Raw genomic sequence first — 20,618 nt, forward strand, 5'->3', positions numbered from 1 at the left:
CTGGACCCTCTTGAGTCGGAGGACACACACGACATGTATCTGAAATCCCTTCATATTCAGGGGTTCAAAACCTTTGAGCAGAGCACGACACTGGAGCTCTCCTATCCCGTCATCGCTATCGTCGGGCCCAACGGTTCGGGGAAGAGCAACCTGGTCGATGCGTTGCGCTGGACACTGTGTGAGCAGAACCTGAGGACGCTCCGTGCCCGGTCGATGCTGGACCTCATCTTCGCCGGCAGCGCGACGCGCCATCCCGTCAGCTACGCCGAAGCCGAGGTCGTGTTCAACAACGAGGGCAACGTGTTCGGCACCGGCACGGACAAGGTTACTGTGGCTCGGCGCATCTTCCGTTCCAAGGAATCGGACTTTCTCATCGACGGAACCAATGTTCAGCTTCGGGATGTCGAAGAGCTGCTGACATCGACAGGGCTCGGGTTCCGGCACTACCCGTTCATCGGCCAGGGCGAGATGAGCCGCATCTTCACGATGAAACCCGAGGAGCGCAAGGGTCTTTTCGAAGAGGTTGCCGGTATTGCCGAGTACAAACAGCGCAAGAGGGACACCCTGGTCAAGCTGGAAGAGACAAGGGGCAACATCGCACGTGTCGAGGACCTGCTGGCTGAGCTGAACGGCAGCTATGCGCATCTCGGCGTACAGGCGGCGGCGGCACGCGAGTACATCGCCTATCAGTCGCGCCTGCGCAATCTGGAGATGGACATTGCGCACGCGCGGTATCTGTCTGTACTGCGGGAGCAGGACCGCGCTACGGCGCGACTTGCCGAGGCACAGGACAAAATGGCGGAGGTCATCACCAGCCTGAATGGCCGGCAGGCGGCGCATGACGACCTTCAGACCGCACAGCGGAAGCTCAGTGCATCGCTCCGCGAGAAGGCATCAGCTCTCAGCGAGGCGCGGGAGGATGCGTATCGGCTCGAGAAGGAACTGGTATCCGTCCGCGAGAAGGCCAAGTACCTTGCAGCAGAGGAGTCGAGGCTTGTGCGTCAGGAGCAGGACTGGGATGCCAGCAGGCTCCAGACGACCAAGCTGGCCGGCGAGACCGGATCGTCCATCGACCAGCTGAGGGGCGAGGAGTCGCAGGCGGGCGCGGAACTAGCCGGAGAGCAGAGCACCTACGACGAAGTGATCCAGAGCGTTGAACAGAGGCGCAAGAGCCTAGCCCAGGCACAGGGCCAGGTCCTGCAGCTCGAGACCGAGGTCCGTCAGTTATTCAGCCGGTTCAACCCATTGCAGTTCGAACTGGACGAGAAGCGCAAGACGGTCGAGCTGTCCGGACAGGCCACCGACGCCCCCGAACCCGAAACGGCCGCAGAACAGGTGAAGGTGGCGCGTGAGCAGGCAGATGCGCTCGAGAAAACGCTTGAAGAGCGGCGAGGGCAATCTGAGGGCGCTTCCGGCGAGTTGACCATGCTCGAACAGCAGCAGGCCGCGCTTGCAGCGGACAGCAGGGACAGGGCTATAGCTGCAGAATCCTACCGGAAGTCCCTCCAGAATGCTGCAGCGTTCGTTGCCAGCCTTGAGCAGCAGATACGAAACGGGTCCACGGCACGCCGTGTCCTCGACGTGGTCGACCTGGGTGAACGCCGGCTGCTCCTATTGCAGCTGCTGCGGGAGGAGCTGGCCCTCGAGTTGAGCGATGATCCGTGCGATGCTCTGGCGCTGGCTGTCCGTCGTTCTGGACAAGCGGCGATAGGGATCCGGTATGCGCCAGGGGTCGAGACAGCGGACCAGAAGGACGTGGCTACCTCTTCTGTAGCGGCAACGGCTACCAGTCTGGCGGGCGCGCCAGCTCTCGTGGGCGAGCTGCTGTGCCGACTCTTTGTCGCTGCGTCCCTCGAGCAGGGACTCGTGTTCGCCCGCGAGCATCGCCACGACTTCTACAAGGTGTACTGCGAAGACGGATTTGTCATCGACAGCGCGTTTGCGGTGCGGGCGCTGCGCGGGTCCATCGAACGCTCGTTTGCGGGCAAGGGCTCTGCCGAGCTTTCCCGGCTTGAGGCAGACGCTGCCGAAGCGTTGCGGCTGACTACTGACCAGGCACAGACGGTGATGCTTGCGCGCCAGAAGCGAAGCGTGGTCCTGAGTGGCATACAGCAGGCTGAGCGCGATCTGAAGGAGGTTCAGGCGCGGCTGCAGGCGATGGTCGTGGAGGAGGAACGCCGCCTCGCGGTCGAACATGAGCGTGCGAGCCGCCTGGATGCGGCACGGAGCCGTATCGTGGAACTCGAGAAGGATCTCGCGCCTCTCCGCGAGACTCTTGCGGAACGCAGAAGCTCGCTGGCCAAGGCGCGCGACGCACAGGACGGGGCGGACAAGGCTCGCCAGAAGGCCGAGGCGGACCTGCTTGCAGGCAAGGACAGAGTTCAGGCGCTGCAGATCCGGCGAAACTCGGTGTCGGGACGCATTCAGGCCCTGCTGGAGAAGAAGCTGGCATATGAGGATCAGCTTGCGAGCCTTGCCACAGAGATCAAGGCGTCGCAGGATGGATTGGTGCGGGTGCGTGCCGAACGCGTGGCGCTCGAGCAGCGCATCAGTCTTCTGGACGCCCAGTTCAAGGAGAAGTCGAACGGATTGGCGGCATTTCAGGCCGGTATCGACCAGCTCGAACTCGACAAGCGTCACAAGGACGAACAAATGGCGGTCCTGGCCGCGGAGATGGAAGGGGTCAAGGCGAGTCGCACACGTCTCGAGGGCCGCGTACGCGAGCTGGAGGTCCTGCTGGCAGAGGGGAAGGGCAAGCTGGAGCAATTCACAGCGCGCGACGACTTCGCACAGCTGACGGGAAGAATGGAACCAGAGGCAAGCCTCGAGCACATGCAGAGCGAGATGGACGAGGTGCGCCGCAACATGACCAACCTGGAGCCCGTGAACATGGCCAGCATCAGAGAAAGCGAGGAGCTTGCGGCACGCGTTGCGCATCTCCAGGCGCAGGATGACGACCTCTCCCAGTCGAGAACGAAGCTGCTCGCGCTGATCGATGACCTCGATCGACGTGCGTCGACACTTTTCGAAGAGACGTTCGTCGTCATCGAGAAGGCATTCCAGGAGAACTTCGTCAAGATGTTCGACGGTGGCGAGGCAAGGCTGGTGCGTCAGGAGAACGGCGAACTCACGGGCATCGACATCGACGTCATCCTTCCGGGCAAGCGGCGGCAACCACTTGAGCTGCTCTCCGGCGGTGAGAAAGTCCTCACAGCCGCGGCCCTGCAGTTTGCACTCTTCAAGGCCCGGCCCAGCCTGTTCTACCTGCTCGACGAGGTGGACAATGCACTCGACGAAAACAACGTTCATCGTTTTGCGCGGCTGCTGCGGGAACAGGAGGGTTCGCAGTTCCTGGTCGTGACGCACAACCGCGAGACTATGCTCGCAGCCGATGTGCTGTACGGTGTGACGATGCAGGAGACCGGTGTCTCGAAGGTTGTGTCCCTTCGGCTGGATAGTGACGAAGTGCCTGCTGACCAGTCCTGACACATTGTCGTGGCTGACCGTAAGCCTGCGAGAGCTCTCATTTGGAGTGATTGAGCTTTTCAATGTGGAGTACGATAATGGCACAGATGATCACGATCACATGGAAAGGAGGATCGTATGAACTACCGAAAGATTGGCCGTTATGGCGTTAAGGTGAGCGAGATAGCTTTGGGCAGCTGGCTTACCTATGGTGGTTCCTATGGGCAGGAGCAGGCAGATGCATGTGTGAAGAAGGCGTACGACCTGGGGATAAACTACTTTGATACTGCCGACGTCTATGGCGCCGGACAGACACATCCCGGTGCGGCAGAAGAGGTCCTGGCCAAGTCTCTGGAGGGTTTCTCCAGGTCTTCATACGTGCTGGCCACAAAGACCTTCTGGTCTGTGGGTGATGGCCCCAATGACAGAGGACTTTCCAGAAAGCACATTATGGAACAGTGCAATGCCAGCCTGAAGCGTCTCAACACTGATTACGTTGATATCTTCTATTGTCACAGATATGACCCTGAAACACCCATTGATGAGGTTATGAGGGCATTAGATGACCTGATACATCAAGGCAAGGTCCTGTACGCAGGGGTCAGTGAGTGGAGTGCAACCCAGATACTGGACGGCCAGAACACATCGGATCGATTCAATTTGAGCCCGATTGTCATTAATCAGCCGGCGTACAATATGCTGAACAGGTATATAGAAAAGGAAGTAATGTCAATATGCACCAGGGAAGGATTGGGAATTGCGGTATTTAGCCCCCTTGCCGAGGGGGTCTTGACAGGGAAGTACAAGAAGGGACAGGAACTGCCCAAGGGAAGCAGGGCCGCAGATCCCAAGGTCGGACACTTTGTCGAGCGCTATTTGACCGAAGAGAACTTCGCCAAGGTTGAGCGGCTTTCAACAATAGCTGTGGAGAACAAGATCACCATGGCGCAGCTGGCTCTGGCCTGGATCCTTCATCACAAAGAGATCAGCAGTGTCATCATCGGTGCGTCAAGGCCAGAGCAGGTCGAAGAAAATGTCAGGGCTGTCGATGTCGTTCTTGACGAGAATACCATGGAAGCGATTGATGAGGTCTTGACCAAGTAGGCCTCAGGTCGTGAACTCATAGAGACTGTCTGACAAGCGGAGATCCTCTCATGAGAGGACCTCCGCTTGTCATGTCAGCTCTCCCAGTACTGTGTGCCTTTAGTATCGATGTAGCCCACGATGGTCGGCCTGTCTCCCCCATCCACCATGCTGCCCTTTCCAATCAACGAGACCAGCGACAGACCGTTCTCGAAGTTGGTTATTGTATAGTCACCTGCGTCGTACGTCGCGGGGACGGCCATGCTTCCGTCCGTCTTGATGCAGCCTTCCTTCCCATTGACCAGCACGATCGCAAGCCCCTCATGGAAACTGCCTGCAGCATCATAGGAAGGCTGGATTGCCATGGTGCCCTTGCTGTCGATATAACCCCACTTACCACTGACCTTTACTGCGGCCAAGCCCTCGCTGAAGTCAGATATTTCTTCGTAAGACGTGTCGATATCGATGACCTTGTCACCTTTTGTATCAATGAAGAACTTCTTATCGTCCGCTGAAACCTGAGCCAGGCCATCGCGGAAACCCCATGCATAATCATAAACAGGTTGAATCGTCATGGTTCCATCTAAATCGACAAAACCGAATTTATCTCCTACGGCAACCGGTATCGGCCCTTCGCTCGTCAGCCACGCTTCCTGGTCATATTCTACAGGTACAATTCTCTTTGCACTCGTGTTGATCACGCCATATTTCTGGCCGACGGCAACGACGGCGGAGCCGCTATAAAAGTCAAATGCCCGATCATAAACAGGCTCTACTGCAAAGTTGCCCTCTTTGTCAATGAAGCCATATTTGTACCCCTTCTTCTCTATGCGCATCATGACCCACGCACGACCATCATGAAAGTCGCCGGCGCTGTCACAAGTGGATGGCAGACCTATGACCGTCTTTCCTGTCTTGTCGAGATATCTGTATTCACCGTCCAGGCCAACCAGTGCGAGATCCTCACTGAACGCATCGATGTGGCTATAAATAGCAGGGATGACCATGCTCCCGTCCTTGTCGATGCAGCCGAACTTGCCATTTGTCTGCACAATGGCAATTCCATCGCTGAAGGGCCGTGCACCGTCATAAACAGCCGGGATGATCACCTTCTTGTTGCTGTTGCAAAAGCCCCATTTGTCGCCCTTCCTGTAAGGGATAAGCGTTGTGACTTCCACTTTCTTGCCGGTACGTGTTCTGATCACGTGATACATGGCAAGAGACGTGGCCAGCACGACCGCAACGAGGACGATCGCTACGACGGTCCTGCGCCAGGGTCTGCGCTCCTTCATTTCAGCAATCTTCGCAGTGTGTCGCCTGCCAGCTTCGGATTCGCCTTGCCCTTGCTCTTCTTCATGAGCTGGCCGACGAGGAACCCGAGCACCGCTTCCTTGCCACTCCTGAACTGCTCGACCTGAGCCCCGTTCTCCAGTATCACGTCGCGTGCAAATCCTTCGATTGCAGTGGTGTCTGAGACCTGTTCCAAGCCAAGACTCCTGACTGCTTCCGCAGGCGTCGTCCCCGTGTCCATGAGAAGGGGCAGGACGTCCTTTGAAGCTGTGTTGCTGATCTTATCGTGTTCGACCATCGTCAGAAGACCGGCCAGTGCCTCGGGCGTCAGGTGCGTCTCAGCCAGCGTTGTGCCGCGTTCATTGAGGAGCCTGGACACCTCGGTCCCCATGTAGCTGGCCAGCTTCTTCGGGTTGTCATAGAGCGCAACGGTCTGCTGGAAGAACTCTGCCGTGGAGCGTTCCTCGGTCAGCAGGGCCGCATCGTATGGCGAGAGGCCGAGGTCTCGCTCGAAGCGTGACTGCATCTCCCAGGGCAGTTCGGGCATCTGTGCCCGCAGGGATGCCAGCCCTGCCGGATCCAGCTGCAGCAGGGGCAGGTCCGGCTCCGGAAAGTAGCGGTAGTCGTTGCTGGCTTCCTTGCTGCGCATGGTGGACGTCGTTCCCTGCACTTCGTCGAAGTGCCTGGTCTCTGTCATGATGGGAGTACCGTCGGCAAGGCACTGTGCCTGCCGCTGTTCCTCGTAGTCGATAGCCCGCTTGACGCTGCGGAAGCTGTTGAGGTTCTTGATCTCCACCTTTGTCCCTCGCTTTGCGGGATCCGGACTGACGGAGACATTCACGTCACACCGCATTGCGCCCTTCTCCATGTCGCCTGACGATACCCCGAGCCACCTGACAAGCCGTCTCAGGTTGCGCAGGAATTCGTACGCTTCATCGCCGCTTTGCATGTCTGGTTCAGTGACAATCTCGATCAGCGGCATGCCACAGCGGTTGAAGTCAACCAGTGTCTCGCCCCCGAGCGTGATGTCCGCGGCATGCATGGATTTGCCGGCGTCTTCCTCGATATGCGCGCGGGTCAGCCGGACACTGCGGGAGCCTCGTTCGGTGACGATGGGGACTGTTCCCCCTGTCGCGATCGGGCGGTCGAACTGGGTGACCTGGTAGGATTTGGGAAGATCGGGGTAGAAGTAGTTCTTGCGTGAGAACTCCGAGACCTCGTGGACCTTGCACCCCAGTGCCATAGCGAGTCTCGTGGCAAGATGCACGGCTTCGGCATTCAGTGTGGGCAGTGCGCCCGGCAGTCCAAGGCAGACGGGGCAGACATGCGTGTTGGGCTCGTCCCCGAACGCCGTGCTGCAGCCACAGAACATCTTGGTCTGCGTGGCCAGCTGAACGTGGATTTCCAGGCCGATCGTCGTGGTCATGACTCACCTCCAAGTGCTGTGAAGAGGACGTTCGCAGAGGAGAGGAGTTCGGCGTCGCTCCAGCGGGGACCCATGAGCTGCAGTCCGATGGGAAGACCGGCGGTGTCCTTTCCGGCGGGAAACGAAACGGCAGGGACCCCGGCCAGGTTCGCGGGGATCGTGAACACGTCCGCCTTGTACATTTCGAGAGGGTCGGTCACCGCTCCAATCCTGAACGCTGTCGTCGGGGTGGTCGGCGTGAGCAGGACGTCGGCGGATTGCATCGCCGCGTCCAGTTCGTCGGTGATGAGCTGGCGGACATCGGTTGCCTTCTTGTAGTAGGCGTCATAGTACCCGGCCGAGAGCACGAATGCGCCAATAAGGATGCGTCGCTTCACCTCGGTGCCAAATCCGGCATTGCGGGTCCTGCTGTATGTTTCCGTCATGTCTCGTCCATCGACGTGCAGGCCATAGCGGACGCCGTCGAACCGTCCGAGGTTCGCGGAGCACTCGGCGGGCGCGATGATATAGTAGGCGGGCAGAGCGGACAGAATATGTGGCAGGCTGACCTCGACGATGGATGCGCCGCTTTTCACGGCTGCTTCACGGGCCATCTCCATGGCTGCCGCGATTTCCGGCTGCACATCCAGCTCCTGCAGCTCACGGATGATGCCCACCCGCTTGCCTGCAAGGGTCGGCTGCAGTGCGGCCTCGAAATCCACGTGGGGCCGCTTGACGCTGGTGGCATCTTTTGGATCATGGGCAGCCATCACGTTCATCATGATGGCGGCGTCCCGGACGCTTCTCGTAATGGGGCCGATGCAGTCGAGGCTGGACCCGAAGGCGACTAGGCCGTACCGCGAGACAAGCCCATAGGTCGGCTTGAAACCGACGACCCCGCAGAACGCGGCAGGCTGCCGCACTGAACCTCCGGTGTCGGAGCCGATTGCCCCGAGAGCAAAACCTGCAGCGACCGCAGCGTTTGAACCGCCGCTGGACCCGCCGGGAACACGGGTGAGGTCAGCCGGGTTGTGCGTCGGGAAGAAGGCGGAGTTCTCTGTGGACGAGCCCATGGCAAACTCGTCGAGGTTGGTCTTGCCCACGATGACAGCTCCTCCAGCAACCAGTGAGTGCACGACAGTGGCCGAGTAGGGGGCGACATAGTGTTCAAGGATGCGGGAGCCGCAGGTGCAGCGCTCGCCAGCCATCATGATGTTGTCCTTGATCGCTATCGGGGCACCTGCGAGCGGAGAGGTGGGGTCGGCGGCTTGCGCGTCAGACCGGGCAGCGTCCAGGCGCAGGTGCAGAAATGCCCTCACCTGGGGATCGTTGCGTTCGATGAGCCGGCGGGTTTCGTCCAGGTACTCTTCCGCCGACAGTTCGTGGGCACGAATAGCGAGACGATACTGGTCCAGAGTGCGTGGAAGTCCATTAGGCATCCTCGCCTCCCATGACGTTCCGCACGACGACGAATCCGTCACGCGTTGCGGGTGCGTCACCAAGTCCCTGTGCGCGTGTCAGGCCCTCGGACGGCTCATCCGGACGGAGTTCGGTCATGACGGGCCGCCTGCTGACGATGGCTGACGTGTCGACGGAACTCAGCTGAGCAACATGTCCGAGGATTCGTTCGAGGTCCCCCAGGAGAGGTCCCTCCTCTTCTGGTGTTATCTCGAGACGTGCCAGTGCAGCCACGTGCTGGAGCGTCTTGTTGTCGATGATCGTTGCCATGATACCTCCTGTACGCGTTTTCTCAGGTCCCCTGTCCAACGAGAGAGAGGAACTGCTGTTCGTCAAGGATCTCGATGCCCAGTTGCCGGGCCTTGGCCATCTTGCTCCCCGCAGCAGATCCTGCGACGAGCGTGGTCACCTTCCGGGAAACCGTCTCCGACGTCTGGGCCCCCAGCGCACGCACCAGTTCCTGTGCCTTGCTGCGGGCGATAGTGGACAGCTCGCCGGTGAAGACGAAGACCTTGCCGCTGAGGGGACCTTGCGCCGCGGCGGCCGCGGCGCCCTCCATGTGCACTCCTGCCTTCCGAAGGCGCTCGACGAGCGTGCGGTTATGTTCTTCTCGGAAGAAGGCCGTGATGTTCTCCGCCGTTTTCTCTCCGATGCCGTAGACATGGGCAAGGGATTCGGGCGTGGCCGATGCAAGCATCTCCATGGAGCCGAACGCATTGGCCAGATCACGGGCGGCTACCTGCCCGACCTGGGGAATGCCCACGGCATACAGCACACGGGCAAGGCCCTGTCCCTTGCTCTCTTCGAGATGGACGAGCAGCTTGCGGGCGACGAGAGATCCCATGCGCTCCAGTCGAAGCAGCTGTTCCTCCGTCAGTTCGTAGAGGTCGGCAACGTCGTGGGCCAGTTCGGCCGTGACGAGCTGGTCGACAACGGCTTCCCCTATGCCCTGGATGTCCATGGCGTCCTTCGAGCACCAATGCAGCAGCCGTTCACGCACCTGCGCGGGGCATGAGGCGTTCACGCACTTGGTGGCGGCTTCATCTTCGATGCGCACAAGCTGCGAGCCGCACACCGGGCATGCGGCCGGCATGATGAAGGGGCGCTCGATGCCGGTGCGGGCAGAGGGCACGGGTCCCAGAATCTCGGGGATGACCGAGCCGGCCTTGCGCACGATGACGGTGTCTCCGATAAGGACGCCGAGACGCTTGACCTCGTCCTCGTTGTGCAGAGTCGCCCTCGAGACGACCGATCCGTCGATCTCCACCGGCGTGAGCACAGCAACCGGTGTTGCGACGCCGGTTCGACCAATGGAGACAATAATATCCTCGAGGCGTGTTTCCTTTTCTTCAGGCGGGAACTTCCAGGCGGAGGCCCATCGCGGTTCCTTGGCCGTCTGACCCAATGCGTGCTGCAGCGATATCTCGTTCACTTTGAACACGATGCCGTCGGCAGCAAACGGCAGCGAACTGCGTGCAGCCGAAATCTCCCGGGTGATCGCCCACATCTCGGTGGGAGTCCGTACCAGGCGCACAAACGGTGATACACGGAAGCCGACCCCGGCAATCCAGTCCAGCAAGCTCTTCTGGGTAGGAAGCACCAGGTCCTCCGATGTCTCCCCCAGCGCATAGGCCACCATATGCAGTGGGCGTGAAGCAGTGACGCGCGGGTCCAGCTGACGCAGGGTCCCAGCTGCCGCATTGCGTGGATTGGCGAACAGGGGATCGCCTGAGGCAGCTCTCGCAGCATTCAGTACCTCGAAGTCACGCCTGAACATGACCATTTCGCCACGGATCTCTACCAGGTCCGGAATGTGGCTCCCCATGCTGGCCAGATTCATGGGAATGGAGCGCACCGTCCGGACGTTCATGGTGACGTCTTCGCCCGTTGCGCCGTCTCCGCGCGTGGAGCCCTCCACCAGGAGACCCTTCTCATAGCGAAGCGAGATGGCGAGCCCATCCATCTTGACCTCCGTCAGATACTCGACGGGGTCATCCCGTCCGAGTGCTCGCCGGACGCGGGCGTCGAAGAGGATCACGTCTTCCTCGGAGAACATGTTACTGAGGCTGAGCATCGGAACGCGATGTCGAACTGTCGTGAATCCGCCGATGGGAGTTCCGCCGACGCGCTGTGTCGGTGAGTCCGGAGTCACCAGATCCACGAAGCTGCCTTCCAGGGTCTTGAGCTCGCGCATCAGGGCGTCGAAGTCTGCGTCTGATATCCTCGGGCTGTCCAGGACATAGTACTCGTAGTTGTGATGCTCGATCTGTGCCTTGAGCTCCCGTATGCGTTCGCGCGCTTCGTCGCGGTCCACGGATCTCTCCTGTCAGGGTGTAAGAACGAAGAGACCGGTGGCGAGAGCAAGGACGGAGCGCATTCCCGGCAGCTGAAACACTCGTACCTCGTCGCTCTCAGCCGTACTCCACTGGCGCACTAGTGTGCGGGTCTTCATGTCGTAGATACCAAGGAAATAGACTGCAGTCTGAGAGGTGGTCTGTTCCTGGAACAGGAGTGCGCACTCTCCTTCGAAGACCGAGGCGCCGACCGCATTGAAGTTGAGTTTCGAGGCTGACAGGAGCTGCTGGCCGTCCCCACCGACAATCTCCGCAGTGCGCCCGAAGGTCAGGAAGTAATTGCCCAGCGCACGAAGGCCGGGATTGTCGGAGGCGGCCGTCAGCTGGGCTATCTCTGTCCCTGTCTGGTCAAAGAGATAGCGGGGAAGGGGGCCGGCTACGCCCGATACGCTGAAGCTGTAACCGGCCAGGATGCGTGTGCCGCTCTCGTCGACAGCCGTGGTAAGCCCTGCGAGTCTCTGGTCAGGGTTGGGGACTGTGAACTTTGCAATGACCTTGCCTTGCGGCGAGACGGTGTAGATGGTACCGCCCGCCAGTGTCACGACGAGCATGCCGCTGCGCGCAAGGCTGATCTGTGACCCACGGCCAAAATCGGGAACGGTATAACCGCCCATATATTTGCCCGCAATGTCGTAGGTGACGAACTGCCGGGACTGGTTCTCGAGGAACGAGTAGACGACGGCAACTCCTCCGGTGACGGTAAACACGGCTTGCTCGACGACGCTGGGAGCTGTCGTCTTTCGCGACCATTTCTGGCGAAGCGCATCGTCCAGCAGTGTCAGCCGCTGTCCCGCTACCAGAAGGTACTTGCCTGACGTACTCAACGTCAACGACGTGGGGCTGTCCGCCAGCTCCACGCCTTCGCTCTGGCTCGTCCATCCGAGCAGTGAAAACACCTGGCCGGCCGCGGTCAGGACATATCCCTGGTCCTGTGTGCCCACGATCCCAATGGGGTAATCACTGGTCTTGAACTGCGAGGCCACGTGCAGCGCCGTCTGTTTTCCACGAAGCGCCCACATGGTCGTGGCACTCACGGTTGCTGCCACAATGACGAAGGCGGCCAGCCAGCGCCAATTGTGGAGGAACAGTTGCCGCAGACTATGTGACTGAACGGTTTTCTTCATCTCATCACCGTGACAATTCTAGCCTGAACGCCCGATTTGGCAAAGAAGAGGCTGGCAGGAACAACGGCACGTGGCTCCTGGCGTTGCTTTTGACGGGTGCTCCAATATACTGACCATATCGACCAGGGAGGTGACCAGTGGACAAGTTTACGGAACGGGTCATTGCAGGCGCGAAGCGCCTCGGCGCAAGCTACTGCGATTGCCGTCTCATTGAGATGGAACGCGAGGACGTCTCGGTTGTCGGGGGAGCACCCCGCGCCGTCGTGCATGCACACCAGCGTGGATTTGGAGTCCGCGTCATTGCGAATGGGGCATGGGGATTCTCATCATCGTCCATCGTGACCGACGCCGAGGCTGACCATATCGCCGAAGAGGCAGTCGGCATAGCGAACGCGAGTGCGCTGGCAAAGAAGAAGGATGTCATACTGGCCCCCGTCTCGTCCGGCGAAGACATGATACCGCACCAGGCGGACGTGGATCCCTTCACGATTTCCGATTCTGACAAGATTGGACTGCTTGCCGAAGCCACCCGGGCGATGATGTTGCCGGGAGTCGTGCTTGCGCGAGGTCAGATGCAGTTTCTGAAGGAACGTAAGATCTTCGCATCGTCCGAGGGTTCATACATTGTTCAGGACCGGGTCGAGAGCGGAGCCGGCATCAGTGCCATGGCGGCAAGCGACAAAGGTGGTGTCCAGATACGCAGCTATCCCATGTCCTTCTCTGGCGACAACGCTCAGTCGGGCTGGGAATTCGTGGACGCCATGAAGCTTCTGGAACATGCGGAGCCGACCGCCAGGGAGGCACTGGCACTCCTTTCTGCGAAGCCGTGTCCGTCGGGATTCAAGGACCTCGTCGTTGGTGGGCAGCAGCTTGCGCTGCAAGTCCACGAGTCGTGTGGCCACCCCTCCGAGCTCGACCGGGTCATGGGGATGGAGGCGTCGTTCGCCGGGACATCGTTTCTGACGACCGACAAGAAAGGCAGCTTCCGCTATGGGTCTGACATCGTCAATCTGACTGCAGATGCCACGATCCCCCACGCCCTGGGCGGACTCGCATATGACGATGAGGGGGTGAGGGGCCGCAAAGTGTACCTGGTGCGGGGCGGCATTTTTGAGCACTACCTCAACTCGCGTGCATCAGCTCCCGTCGTCGGCGAGGAGCCCATGGGGGCGATGAGGGCCGACGGTTTCGCGCGTTCTCCTATTGTCCGTATGGTGAGCATCAACCTCGAACCGGGCGACCTGACGTTCGAGCAGTTGATCGGGGGCGTGGAGGACGGCCTCTACGTGGACGGCATCAAGAGCTGGTCCATCGATGATCGGCGCCTGAACTTCCAGTTTGGCAGTGAGATCGCCTGGGAGATCAGGGGAGGGAAATTGCAGGACATGGTCAAGAACCCGACGTATACCGGCGTCACGTATGAGTTCTGGAGATCCTGTGACGGCATCGGAGGCCTTGAGCTGTACCACGTGTGGGGTGTCGACAATTGTGGCAAAGGAGAGCCGATGCAGGTGGCACATGTGTCGCATGGCACATCGCCAGCCCGGTTCCGCCATGTTCAGGTGGGGGTGCTTCGTGAGTAAGGAACTGCTTCACGGCCTCATGCACGACGCACTGAGGGCGTCGGATGCAGACCAGACAGAGATCGTGACCATGACGTCCAACAGCGCTCTCACGTGGTATGCCGAGAACATTATCCATCAGAACGTGGCTGAGCATACGGCGCAGGTTCAGGTTCGCGCCATTGTCGGGAAGAAGGTCGGAAGTGCCTCGACGACCGACTGCTCTCCCGAGGGCCTGGCGCTCGTTGTGCGGCAGGCATCGCAGGCTGCGCGGCTCATGACCGACGATCCCGATTTCCCAGGCCTTCCGTCGCCTCAGCCGATCGCCGCAGGAAGCGTCGGTGGATGGGTTGCGGCGACTGCCGCCTCCCGGCCCGGAGAACGTGTTCTGGCGGTGAAGAAGGTCATTGAGCGCGCGGAGCACGAGAGCCTGCGCGCGGCCGGGACCTATCAGGTACAGAGCTCTGAACTGGCAGTCGTGAGTTCGATGGGCGTGGCGGCCTATCACCAGTACACGGTCGCAGGGCTGAAAGCCGTCGTCATGGGCGATGACAGTTCCGGGTATGGACGGATGTCGTCAGCCGATGTTGCGGACATCGATCCGGAAGCCGTGGGCGAGAAAGCCGTACTCACGGCGGTTGAAACACAGCATCCCATCGAGGTCGAGCCCGGAGCCTTTGAGGTGGTCCTGAGCCCGTTTGCCGTCGAGGAGCTCATGGGCATGCTGGCCTATCTTGCCCTGTCCGCTCGCAGTGTCGAGCAGCACACGTGTTTCCTGGAGGGGCACGAGGGCGAGCTGCTCGCCTCCCCTATCGTCAGTCTGTATGACGACGGGCTGGATCCCGAAGGAATGCCCATTCCTTTCGACTTCGAGGGCATGCCGAAGCGCCGTGTCGATTTCCTGACTGAAGGCAAGGGAGGGAACGTCGTGTACGATTCCTACTACGCAGCCAAGATGGGTCGCGCGACGACAGGACATTCGCTTCAGCAGCCAAATGACATTGGCCCCTATCCCCTCAACATCTTCATGGGCGCGGGTGACAGCAGTGAGGCTGACATGGTTTCCCACGTTGAGCGAGGCATCTACGTGACCCGTTTCTGGTACGGAAACCCTGTTGAGCCGCGGCGTGCGGTGGTCACCGGGACGACGCGCGACGGCACGTACCTCATCGAGAACGGCCGCAAGACGCATGGTGTTCGAAACCTGCGGTTCACGCAGGGGCTCGTCGACATGCTTGCGCACACAGTCGAAATCAGCCGGAACCGCGCGGTCCTGGCTTCATCATTCGGAATCGGCGCGATGGTGCTCCCCAGTATCCGTGCCGAGGAGTTCCAGTTCACCGGTGTGACGCGGTAACAGAACGGCAAAGGGAGGAACACAGATGAGACGTATCGCAATCATGACAGCAGGGGCGGACGCACCAGGGATGAACGCAGCCATTCGCTCCGTTGCAAGGCGTTCGTTTGAGCTCGGATATGATGTCCTGATGGTACGGGATGGGTTCGAAGGACTTGTGCGCGGGGACATCGAGATTATGAACAAGAAGACGGTATCCGGTATCCTTCCTCTGGGTGGAAGTATTCTCGGCAGTTCTCGGGTGTCGCCCGAGTTTGCGGTCCAGAACCTGGGGAAAATACGCGATGTCCTGGAAAGCAACAGCATCACGACCAGTATCATCATCGGCGACCGCAGTGCCGTCGGTGTGGCGGCAGTGTTTGATGCAAACAGTATTCCGTGTGTCGTCGTGCCCAATACCATCGACAATGACATCTTTGGCACCGACTTCAGCATAGGATTCGACAGCGCGATCACGACTATCAGCGATGCGCTGGACAAGCTCCATTCGACGGCGTCGGCGCATCACCGGGTCATGATCGTGGAGGTCATGGGTCGTCAGTCCGGCTGGCTGGCGCTGTACGGCGGCCTCGCAGGGGGAGCCGATTTCATTGCCATCCCTGAGCAGCCCGTACCGATAGAGACGCTGGCAACACACCTCAAGCAGCGGAAGGAAGAAGGGAAGGATTTCTCCATCGTCGTCGTCGCCGAGGGATACTCGGTAGCCACACATGAACCGACTGCTGCGGGCAGGCCTGTGGCAGGATACGGACTGGCAGAAGCATTGGCCAGCACGACCAACCTGTCCATACGCGTCACGGTGCTGGGGTATCTTCAGCGGGGCGGCTCGCCCACGGTCTTTGACAGGCTTCTGGCTACCCGACTCGGCCTTGCGGCCGTGAACGCGGTACGTGAAGGCAAGTCTGGAATCCTTGTGGGTGAGGTTGGGCAGCGCATCGCCTTCACCGACCTCAGGGAAGCGACGATTCAGCCGCATGTCATCCCGGCCGAGATCGTCCTTCAAGCCAAGACCTTCTACTAGATCCTGGCCGACCAGTCGCACCCCTGCTTGACAGCAAACGCCCCGGTCTGATGGCCGGGGCGTTTGCTGTTGACCGATGTTGTGAGGTGACGTGGACTACTTCCGCCAGTCGCGTGGGTAGAGAAAATCGATGCCGACGGTGCGCTGGGACAGCTTGGCGATAGGAGGAGAGACGCGCTTGAACTGCGATGCCAGCATCTTGTGCTCGACCCGGTGCACAAGATCGAGTTCGAAGCCTTCTGAGGTGACTTCGGCGGATGAACAGCGCTGGTCGACCAGGAGGTACAGGACCTGGTCGAGCGTCTCATAGCTCACGCCGATTTCTCCCTCATCCGTCTGGCCGGCCCAGAGGTCGGCGGAAGGCGGCTTGGCGATGACCTGCTGAGGAAGTCCAATGTGACGCGCGAGCGACCGCACCTGGGTCTTGTACAGGTCGCCAATGGGCATGATGGCACATGCCATGTCACCATACCAGGTCGAATAGCCGACCAGCAGTTCGCTCTTGTTGCTGGTTCCGACGACGAGTGCATTCTCCTTCTTCGACTGGTCGAAAATGACGGCCATGCGCAGGCGAGCCAGCAGGTTGCCCGTCCGCAGCCGGTCCATGCCGGGCTGCAGTGCGAGGTACGCATCGGCCATGCCGCTGATGTCCAGTTCCTGCCAGGGAATGCCGCAGAACTCGAACATCGTGTGGGCATCGCGTCTGCTTTCGTCGGAACTGGCGCTGTAGGGAAGGAAGATGGCGTGAACATGGTCGGCCCCGAGAGCGTCGACGGCGAGTTTGAGCACCAACGCAGAGTCCAGTCCGCCGGAAAGCGCGATGCACGCCTCTGTGAACCCACTCGTGTGCAGCTCTTCCTGGACGAACCGTTTGAGATAGTCATAGACAAGTGCGTTGTTGAGTGCAAGGGCGTCCGCCGTCATGAGTTCCTCCTCGTTTCCAGAGCATGGCGCACGATCTCCAGGTCTTCCTCCCGGCGAATGGGAAGCTGGTAGCGGTGTCGTGCAATGTGCGCCGTGTCGACGGTCCCGAGGACCTGCACTGCCTCGAACCGTGGGGCCGAGACGGTGATCCCTCCGACTGGGTCGCTCAGAGCCGAACCTCCGTAGAACCCGAGGCCGTCATCGAATCCCACGCGGTTCACATACACGACGAACATCCCGAGGAACGTGCTGGCGGAACCGAGAGCCAGGCCGACGGTCTGCTCGATTGCCAGTTCCTCGCCGCCAAATCCGCGTGCCGGCATGGCACTGGGCGCCAGCAGCAGCTCCACGCCGAGAGCTGCCATGGTGGACACCTCGAGGGGATGGAACAGGTCACGACAGATGACGATGCCGGTCCGCCCAAACCGTGTGTCGAAGACCGAGAGTTGCCTCCCGCGTCCAAGGAACTTGAGTTCCTCGAACATGCCGTGTGTGGGCAGGTACATCTTGCGGTGGACGTGGCGGACTTCACCGGCGTCCATGAAGAACGCACTGTTGTAGGGAATGCCGTCTTCGCCTTGTTCCACGAAGCCTGCGCAGATCGCGATGTGGCGCGAAAGCTCACGGAGGCTGGCGAACTCGGGGCAGTCGGCGGGGCGCATGACGTCGAGCGTCTGGTCCTTGAGGGCGTAACCGGTGAGTGAAAGCTCCGGGAAGACGATCAGGTCGGCGCCGGCCTCAAGCGCCTGCTCCGCCTGGGCGATGTGCATCTTCACGTTGACTTCCAGGTCGCCGCACGCAGGGTTCACCTGGGCAAGAGCGACGGTATACGTCATCGAACCTCCCCCACGGGACGAATATTGTGACGGACCAGGACAAGCACGGGAAGGCCGAGAAGAATGACAACGGCTGCCTCACCGGCTAGGATCGAGAGTGCCACCGGCACGTAGACTCCCCACGAGAAGTGCGTCAGGATGAAGTGCAGACCCGCAGTGAGACTGTGTGTGAGAGGCAGGTTCTCGGCTCCCGGCAGGATGAGTGTCGATACGTATACCGGCACGATGAGCGCGTTGAGGACGATCGGCGGTATGGCCGCCAGCCAGAGCTTGCCGGTTCTGCGCAAACGTTGTGTGAGAAGGGCGGCCAGCGCGGTCACACCGGTGCCGATGACGACATCGATGAGACCAAACGGGGAGAACATGTTGGCCACAAGGCAACCGACGACCACGCCAAGGACTGCCTCGTCGAGCAGAAAGGGCAGCAGGACCAGAGCCTCACCCAGCCGGAATTGCACCGCTCCGTAGCTGATAGCACTGAAAGGTGGAACCACTGTGAAGACGATGTACATTGCGGCAATGAGGGCGGCGCGCGTAATCTGGACAGTACTGTGGCGGTTCATTCCGGAGATGCGTGCTCGCCGGGAAGAGTTGTCGTCGTGGTGTCGGCGATATCCTTACTCCCGCCGTTTGCTTTCAGCCGTTTGCTTTGCTCAAGCATCGTTCCGCGAAACCTCTTGCGGAGGGCCATGTCTCCGGCGAGAGCGATCACGGTGGCAAGCAGCAGCCCGATGAAGAAGGAGGCGTAGGCCAGTGCCTCGGCTGACGTTTGGATGGTCGGAAAGAACAGAATGCTTAGCTTGATGGGTGTCGTGCGCAATGGACCAATGATAAGTGCGAAGACGACAAATACGACAAGAAGGACGAGCAGACTGGTCAACACTCGCTTCATATAACACCTCCAGAATTCACTCCATTATACTATAAGCATTCTTGACAACGGCAACTATCCGCCTAATATACCCCAAGGGGTATATGATGGAGAAGACACAGGTCCTACATAGCCTTCGACGTGTCGAAGGGCAGTTGCGCGGGATTCAGAAGATGGTCGACGAAGGTCGACCGTGCGATGAAGTTCTGGCGCAGCTTGTGGCTGCTCATGCGGCCATAGGCCGCATCGGAACCGACATCCTTCTCAACGAAGTCGGCTGCCGCGTGCAGCAGGATCTTGCCCCCGAGAAGGAACTTGAGCGCCTGGAGAAGCTTCTTCTCACATACAGTGAGCTCAAGTAGAATGGTGAAGCAGACATCCTGCAAGGAGGAACACGTGGAAGACAACGAGATTGTTGCAACAACTGCGAATTTTCAGAGCGAGGTCCTCTCTTCTTCGCTGCCTGTGCTGGTCGATTTTTGGGCTGTGTGGTGCGCTCCATGCCGCATGATTGCACCGGTCGTTTCCGAGATCGCCAATGAATACACAGGCAAGTTGAAGGTCGCTCGTCTGAATGTGGACGACAATCAGGAGATTGCCGCTCGCTATGGTATCATGAGTATACCAACACTGGCACTGTTCAAGGGCGGGGTCGTCATCGACCAGGTTGTCGGCGCCGTTCCGAAGCGGACCATCACCGCGAAGATCGACGGCCTGCTCCAGAAGAGTTAGAACGCCTTCACAGTTCTCCAGAGCGGGTGGTGACCTTCGTGGTTGCCGCCCGCTTCCTGCTTGTCAGCTTGGCGCTATTTGGTACAATAGATAAGGTGAGATAGATGTTCCTGACAGAACGGCAGAAGCGCATATTGCTGGCCATCGTCCGGAAGTACATGGACGACGGCGAGCCTGTCAGTTCGGGATTCGTAACCAGCCAACTGGGCAACGACCTCTCGTCTGCGACGATCCGCAATGAAATGGCGGAGCTTAGCAGCATGGGATATCTTCAGCAGCCCCACATCTCCGCCGGGCGCGTTCCGACTGTCCTGGCCTATCACATGTATATCTCGGCATTCCTCGTCGAGGCGACGCGTCAGCGCATGTTCACCGGACCGATGGATCTCCCGCTGCAGTACGAGAGTCTACCGCGCCTGTTCGACGGGGTGGCCACAGCCGTGTCTGACCGAACGAAGAAAGTGAGTTTCGTCCTGTCCCCCCCCATCAACTCTGTGACCCTGCGTCATGTCAGCCTCGTGCCGTTCAGCGAGACAGGGCTCATGCTGGTCTTCATCACTGACCGCGAGAACGTCGATGGATACAAGCTGCTTGCTCCGGCGGATACGACTGAACAGGAACTCGCAGACATCAATGCCATTTTTGCCCGGGAGCTTCGCGGGAAGAGCATCGAAGAGGGCATTCGTACCCTTCACTGTGGCAACGTGCTGCCACAGGATCTTGCTCTACGCTACGGAGGTGTTCTGGACGCCGTGGCCGAGCTTATGGAAGGCGAGTTGCGCAAGGGAGAGAGCCAGATCTTTGTCCGGGGTATTGAACAGATGTTGAGCGACCTTCCCGATGACCAGATTGGGGCGTTTTCCACGCTGAGCACCTTCCTGAGCCGCGAAGAGGTCGTGAAACCCTACCTCAACTCGCTGAGCGATCGGGGAGAGATCAGCCTGTTCATCGGAGAGGAGAACCAGCGGGAGGAACTGAGGAGCTTCAGCCTCGTGTCGGTCAGCTACTCGCTCGATTCGAACCAGCGGGGCGTGCTTGGTGTCGTTGGTCCCATCCGCATGAACTACATCCGGGCCATCACGGTTCTGGAGAGTTTCGCAGGATACCTCGGCAGGGTCTCGGGTAGCGGCTGATCC

General features: G+C 59.9%; 18 protein-coding genes. 8 read left to right on the plus strand and 10 right to left on the minus strand.

What is annotated here, in order from left to right:
* The first annotated feature begins 33 nt into the window (after window positions 1-33).
* Together smc and C0398_04020 are read left to right on the plus strand one after the other, a co-directional pair.
* A complete protein-coding gene (gene smc / locus C0398_04015; protein ID MBA4365157.1) occupies window positions 34-3,486 on the plus strand; it encodes a chromosome segregation protein SMC in 3,453 nt (1,150 codons plus the stop codon).
* Between the two features lie 117 nt (window positions 3,487-3,603).
* On the plus strand, window positions 3,604-4,569 hold the full coding sequence (locus tag C0398_04020; GenBank protein MBA4365158.1) for an aldo/keto reductase: 966 nt from the start codon (window positions 3,604-3,606) through the stop codon (window positions 4,567-4,569).
* Between the two features lie 74 nt (window positions 4,570-4,643).
* Here C0398_04020 and C0398_04025 read toward each other — a convergent pair whose 3' ends face one another.
* From C0398_04025 to C0398_04050, 6 genes are read right to left on the minus strand one after another with little or no spacing between them, the layout of a single operon-like run.
* The gene (locus C0398_04025) at window positions 4,644-5,840 is read right to left on the minus strand and encodes a hypothetical protein (protein ID MBA4365159.1); all 1,197 of its coding nucleotides are present in this window, start codon (window positions 5,838-5,840) and stop codon (window positions 4,644-4,646) included.
* Window positions 5,837-7,264: an Asp-tRNA(Asn)/Glu-tRNA(Gln) amidotransferase GatCAB subunit B gene (locus tag C0398_04030; protein MBA4365160.1), complete on the minus strand. Its 1,428-nt coding sequence runs from the start codon at window positions 7,262-7,264 to the stop codon at window positions 5,837-5,839. The genes C0398_04025 and C0398_04030 overlap by 4 nt, the downstream gene beginning before the upstream one ends.
* Window positions 7,261-8,682, minus strand: a complete 1,422-nt coding sequence (gene gatA / locus C0398_04035) for an Asp-tRNA(Asn)/Glu-tRNA(Gln) amidotransferase GatCAB subunit A (protein MBA4365161.1) — start codon at window positions 8,680-8,682, stop codon at window positions 7,261-7,263. The genes C0398_04030 and gatA overlap by 4 nt, the downstream gene beginning before the upstream one ends.
* Window positions 8,675-8,971, minus strand: coding sequence for an Asp-tRNA(Asn)/Glu-tRNA(Gln) amidotransferase GatCAB subunit C (gene gatC / locus C0398_04040; protein ID MBA4365162.1), 297 nt, complete (start codon window positions 8,969-8,971; stop codon window positions 8,675-8,677). The genes gatA and gatC overlap by 8 nt, the downstream gene beginning before the upstream one ends.
* A gap of 22 nt (window positions 8,972-8,993) precedes the next feature.
* Window positions 8,994-11,015, minus strand: a complete 2,022-nt coding sequence (gene ligA / locus C0398_04045) for a DNA ligase (protein MBA4365163.1) — start codon at window positions 11,013-11,015, stop codon at window positions 8,994-8,996.
* A gap of 12 nt (window positions 11,016-11,027) precedes the next feature.
* On the minus strand, window positions 11,028-12,179 hold the full coding sequence (locus C0398_04050) for a hypothetical protein (protein ID MBA4365164.1): 1,152 nt from the start codon (window positions 12,177-12,179) through the stop codon (window positions 11,028-11,030).
* Between the two features lie 137 nt (window positions 12,180-12,316).
* Between C0398_04050 and C0398_04055 the strand changes: the two genes are divergently transcribed.
* From C0398_04055 to C0398_04065, 3 genes are read left to right on the plus strand one after another with little or no spacing between them, the layout of a single operon-like run.
* A complete protein-coding gene (locus C0398_04055) occupies window positions 12,317-13,762 on the plus strand; it encodes a peptidase C69 (protein MBA4365165.1) in 1,446 nt (481 codons plus the stop codon).
* Window positions 13,656-15,098: a hypothetical protein gene (locus tag C0398_04060; protein MBA4365166.1), complete on the plus strand. Its 1,443-nt coding sequence runs from the start codon at window positions 13,656-13,658 to the stop codon at window positions 15,096-15,098. Before C0398_04055 ends, C0398_04060 begins: the two co-directional genes overlap by 107 nt.
* Before the next feature lie 25 nt (window positions 15,099-15,123).
* The gene (locus C0398_04065) at window positions 15,124-16,119 is read left to right on the plus strand and encodes a 6-phosphofructokinase (GenBank protein ID MBA4365167.1); all 996 of its coding nucleotides are present in this window, start codon (window positions 15,124-15,126) and stop codon (window positions 16,117-16,119) included.
* 96 nt (window positions 16,120-16,215) lie between these two features.
* Here the strand turns inward: C0398_04065 and C0398_04070 are convergent, their stop codons facing one another.
* The 4 genes from C0398_04070 to C0398_04085 are packed head-to-tail and all read right to left on the minus strand — an operon-like array spanning window position 16,216 to window position 18,771.
* Window positions 16,216-17,043, minus strand: a complete 828-nt coding sequence (locus tag C0398_04070) for an NAD(+) synthetase (GenBank protein MBA4365168.1) — start codon at window positions 17,041-17,043, stop codon at window positions 16,216-16,218.
* Entirely contained in the window at window positions 17,040-17,879 is an 840-nt protein-coding gene (locus C0398_04075) for a carbon-nitrogen hydrolase (protein MBA4365169.1), read from the minus strand. The genes C0398_04070 and C0398_04075 overlap by 4 nt, the downstream gene beginning before the upstream one ends.
* Window positions 17,876-18,442, minus strand: coding sequence for a hypothetical protein (locus C0398_04080; GenBank protein ID MBA4365170.1), 567 nt, complete (start codon window positions 18,440-18,442; stop codon window positions 17,876-17,878). Before C0398_04080 ends, C0398_04075 begins: the two co-directional genes overlap by 4 nt.
* Window positions 18,439-18,771, minus strand: coding sequence for a hypothetical protein (locus tag C0398_04085; protein ID MBA4365171.1), 333 nt, complete (start codon window positions 18,769-18,771; stop codon window positions 18,439-18,441). The genes C0398_04080 and C0398_04085 overlap by 4 nt, the downstream gene beginning before the upstream one ends.
* A gap of 83 nt (window positions 18,772-18,854) precedes the next feature.
* Between C0398_04085 and C0398_04090 the strand changes: the two genes are divergently transcribed.
* From C0398_04090 to hrcA, 3 genes are all read left to right on the plus strand, one after another.
* Entirely contained in the window at window positions 18,855-19,112 is a 258-nt protein-coding gene (locus C0398_04090; GenBank protein ID MBA4365172.1) for a transcriptional regulator, read from the plus strand.
* Window position 19,113: 1 nt separating this feature from the next.
* Window positions 19,114-19,482: a thioredoxin gene (gene trxA, locus C0398_04095; GenBank protein ID MBA4365173.1), complete on the plus strand. Its 369-nt coding sequence runs from the start codon at window positions 19,114-19,116 to the stop codon at window positions 19,480-19,482.
* Window positions 19,483-19,586: 104 nt separating this feature from the next.
* Window positions 19,587-20,615 carry a heat-inducible transcription repressor HrcA gene (hrcA, locus tag C0398_04100; protein MBA4365174.1) on the plus strand — a complete coding sequence of 343 codons (1,029 nt, stop codon included), beginning with the start codon at window positions 19,587-19,589 and terminating at the stop codon, window positions 20,613-20,615.
* Window positions 20,616-20,618 lie beyond the last annotated feature (3 nt).

Source organism: Coprothermobacter sp., assembly GCA_013824685.1.
Lineage (GTDB): Bacteria > Caldisericota > Caldisericia > Cryosericales > Cryosericaceae > Cryosericum.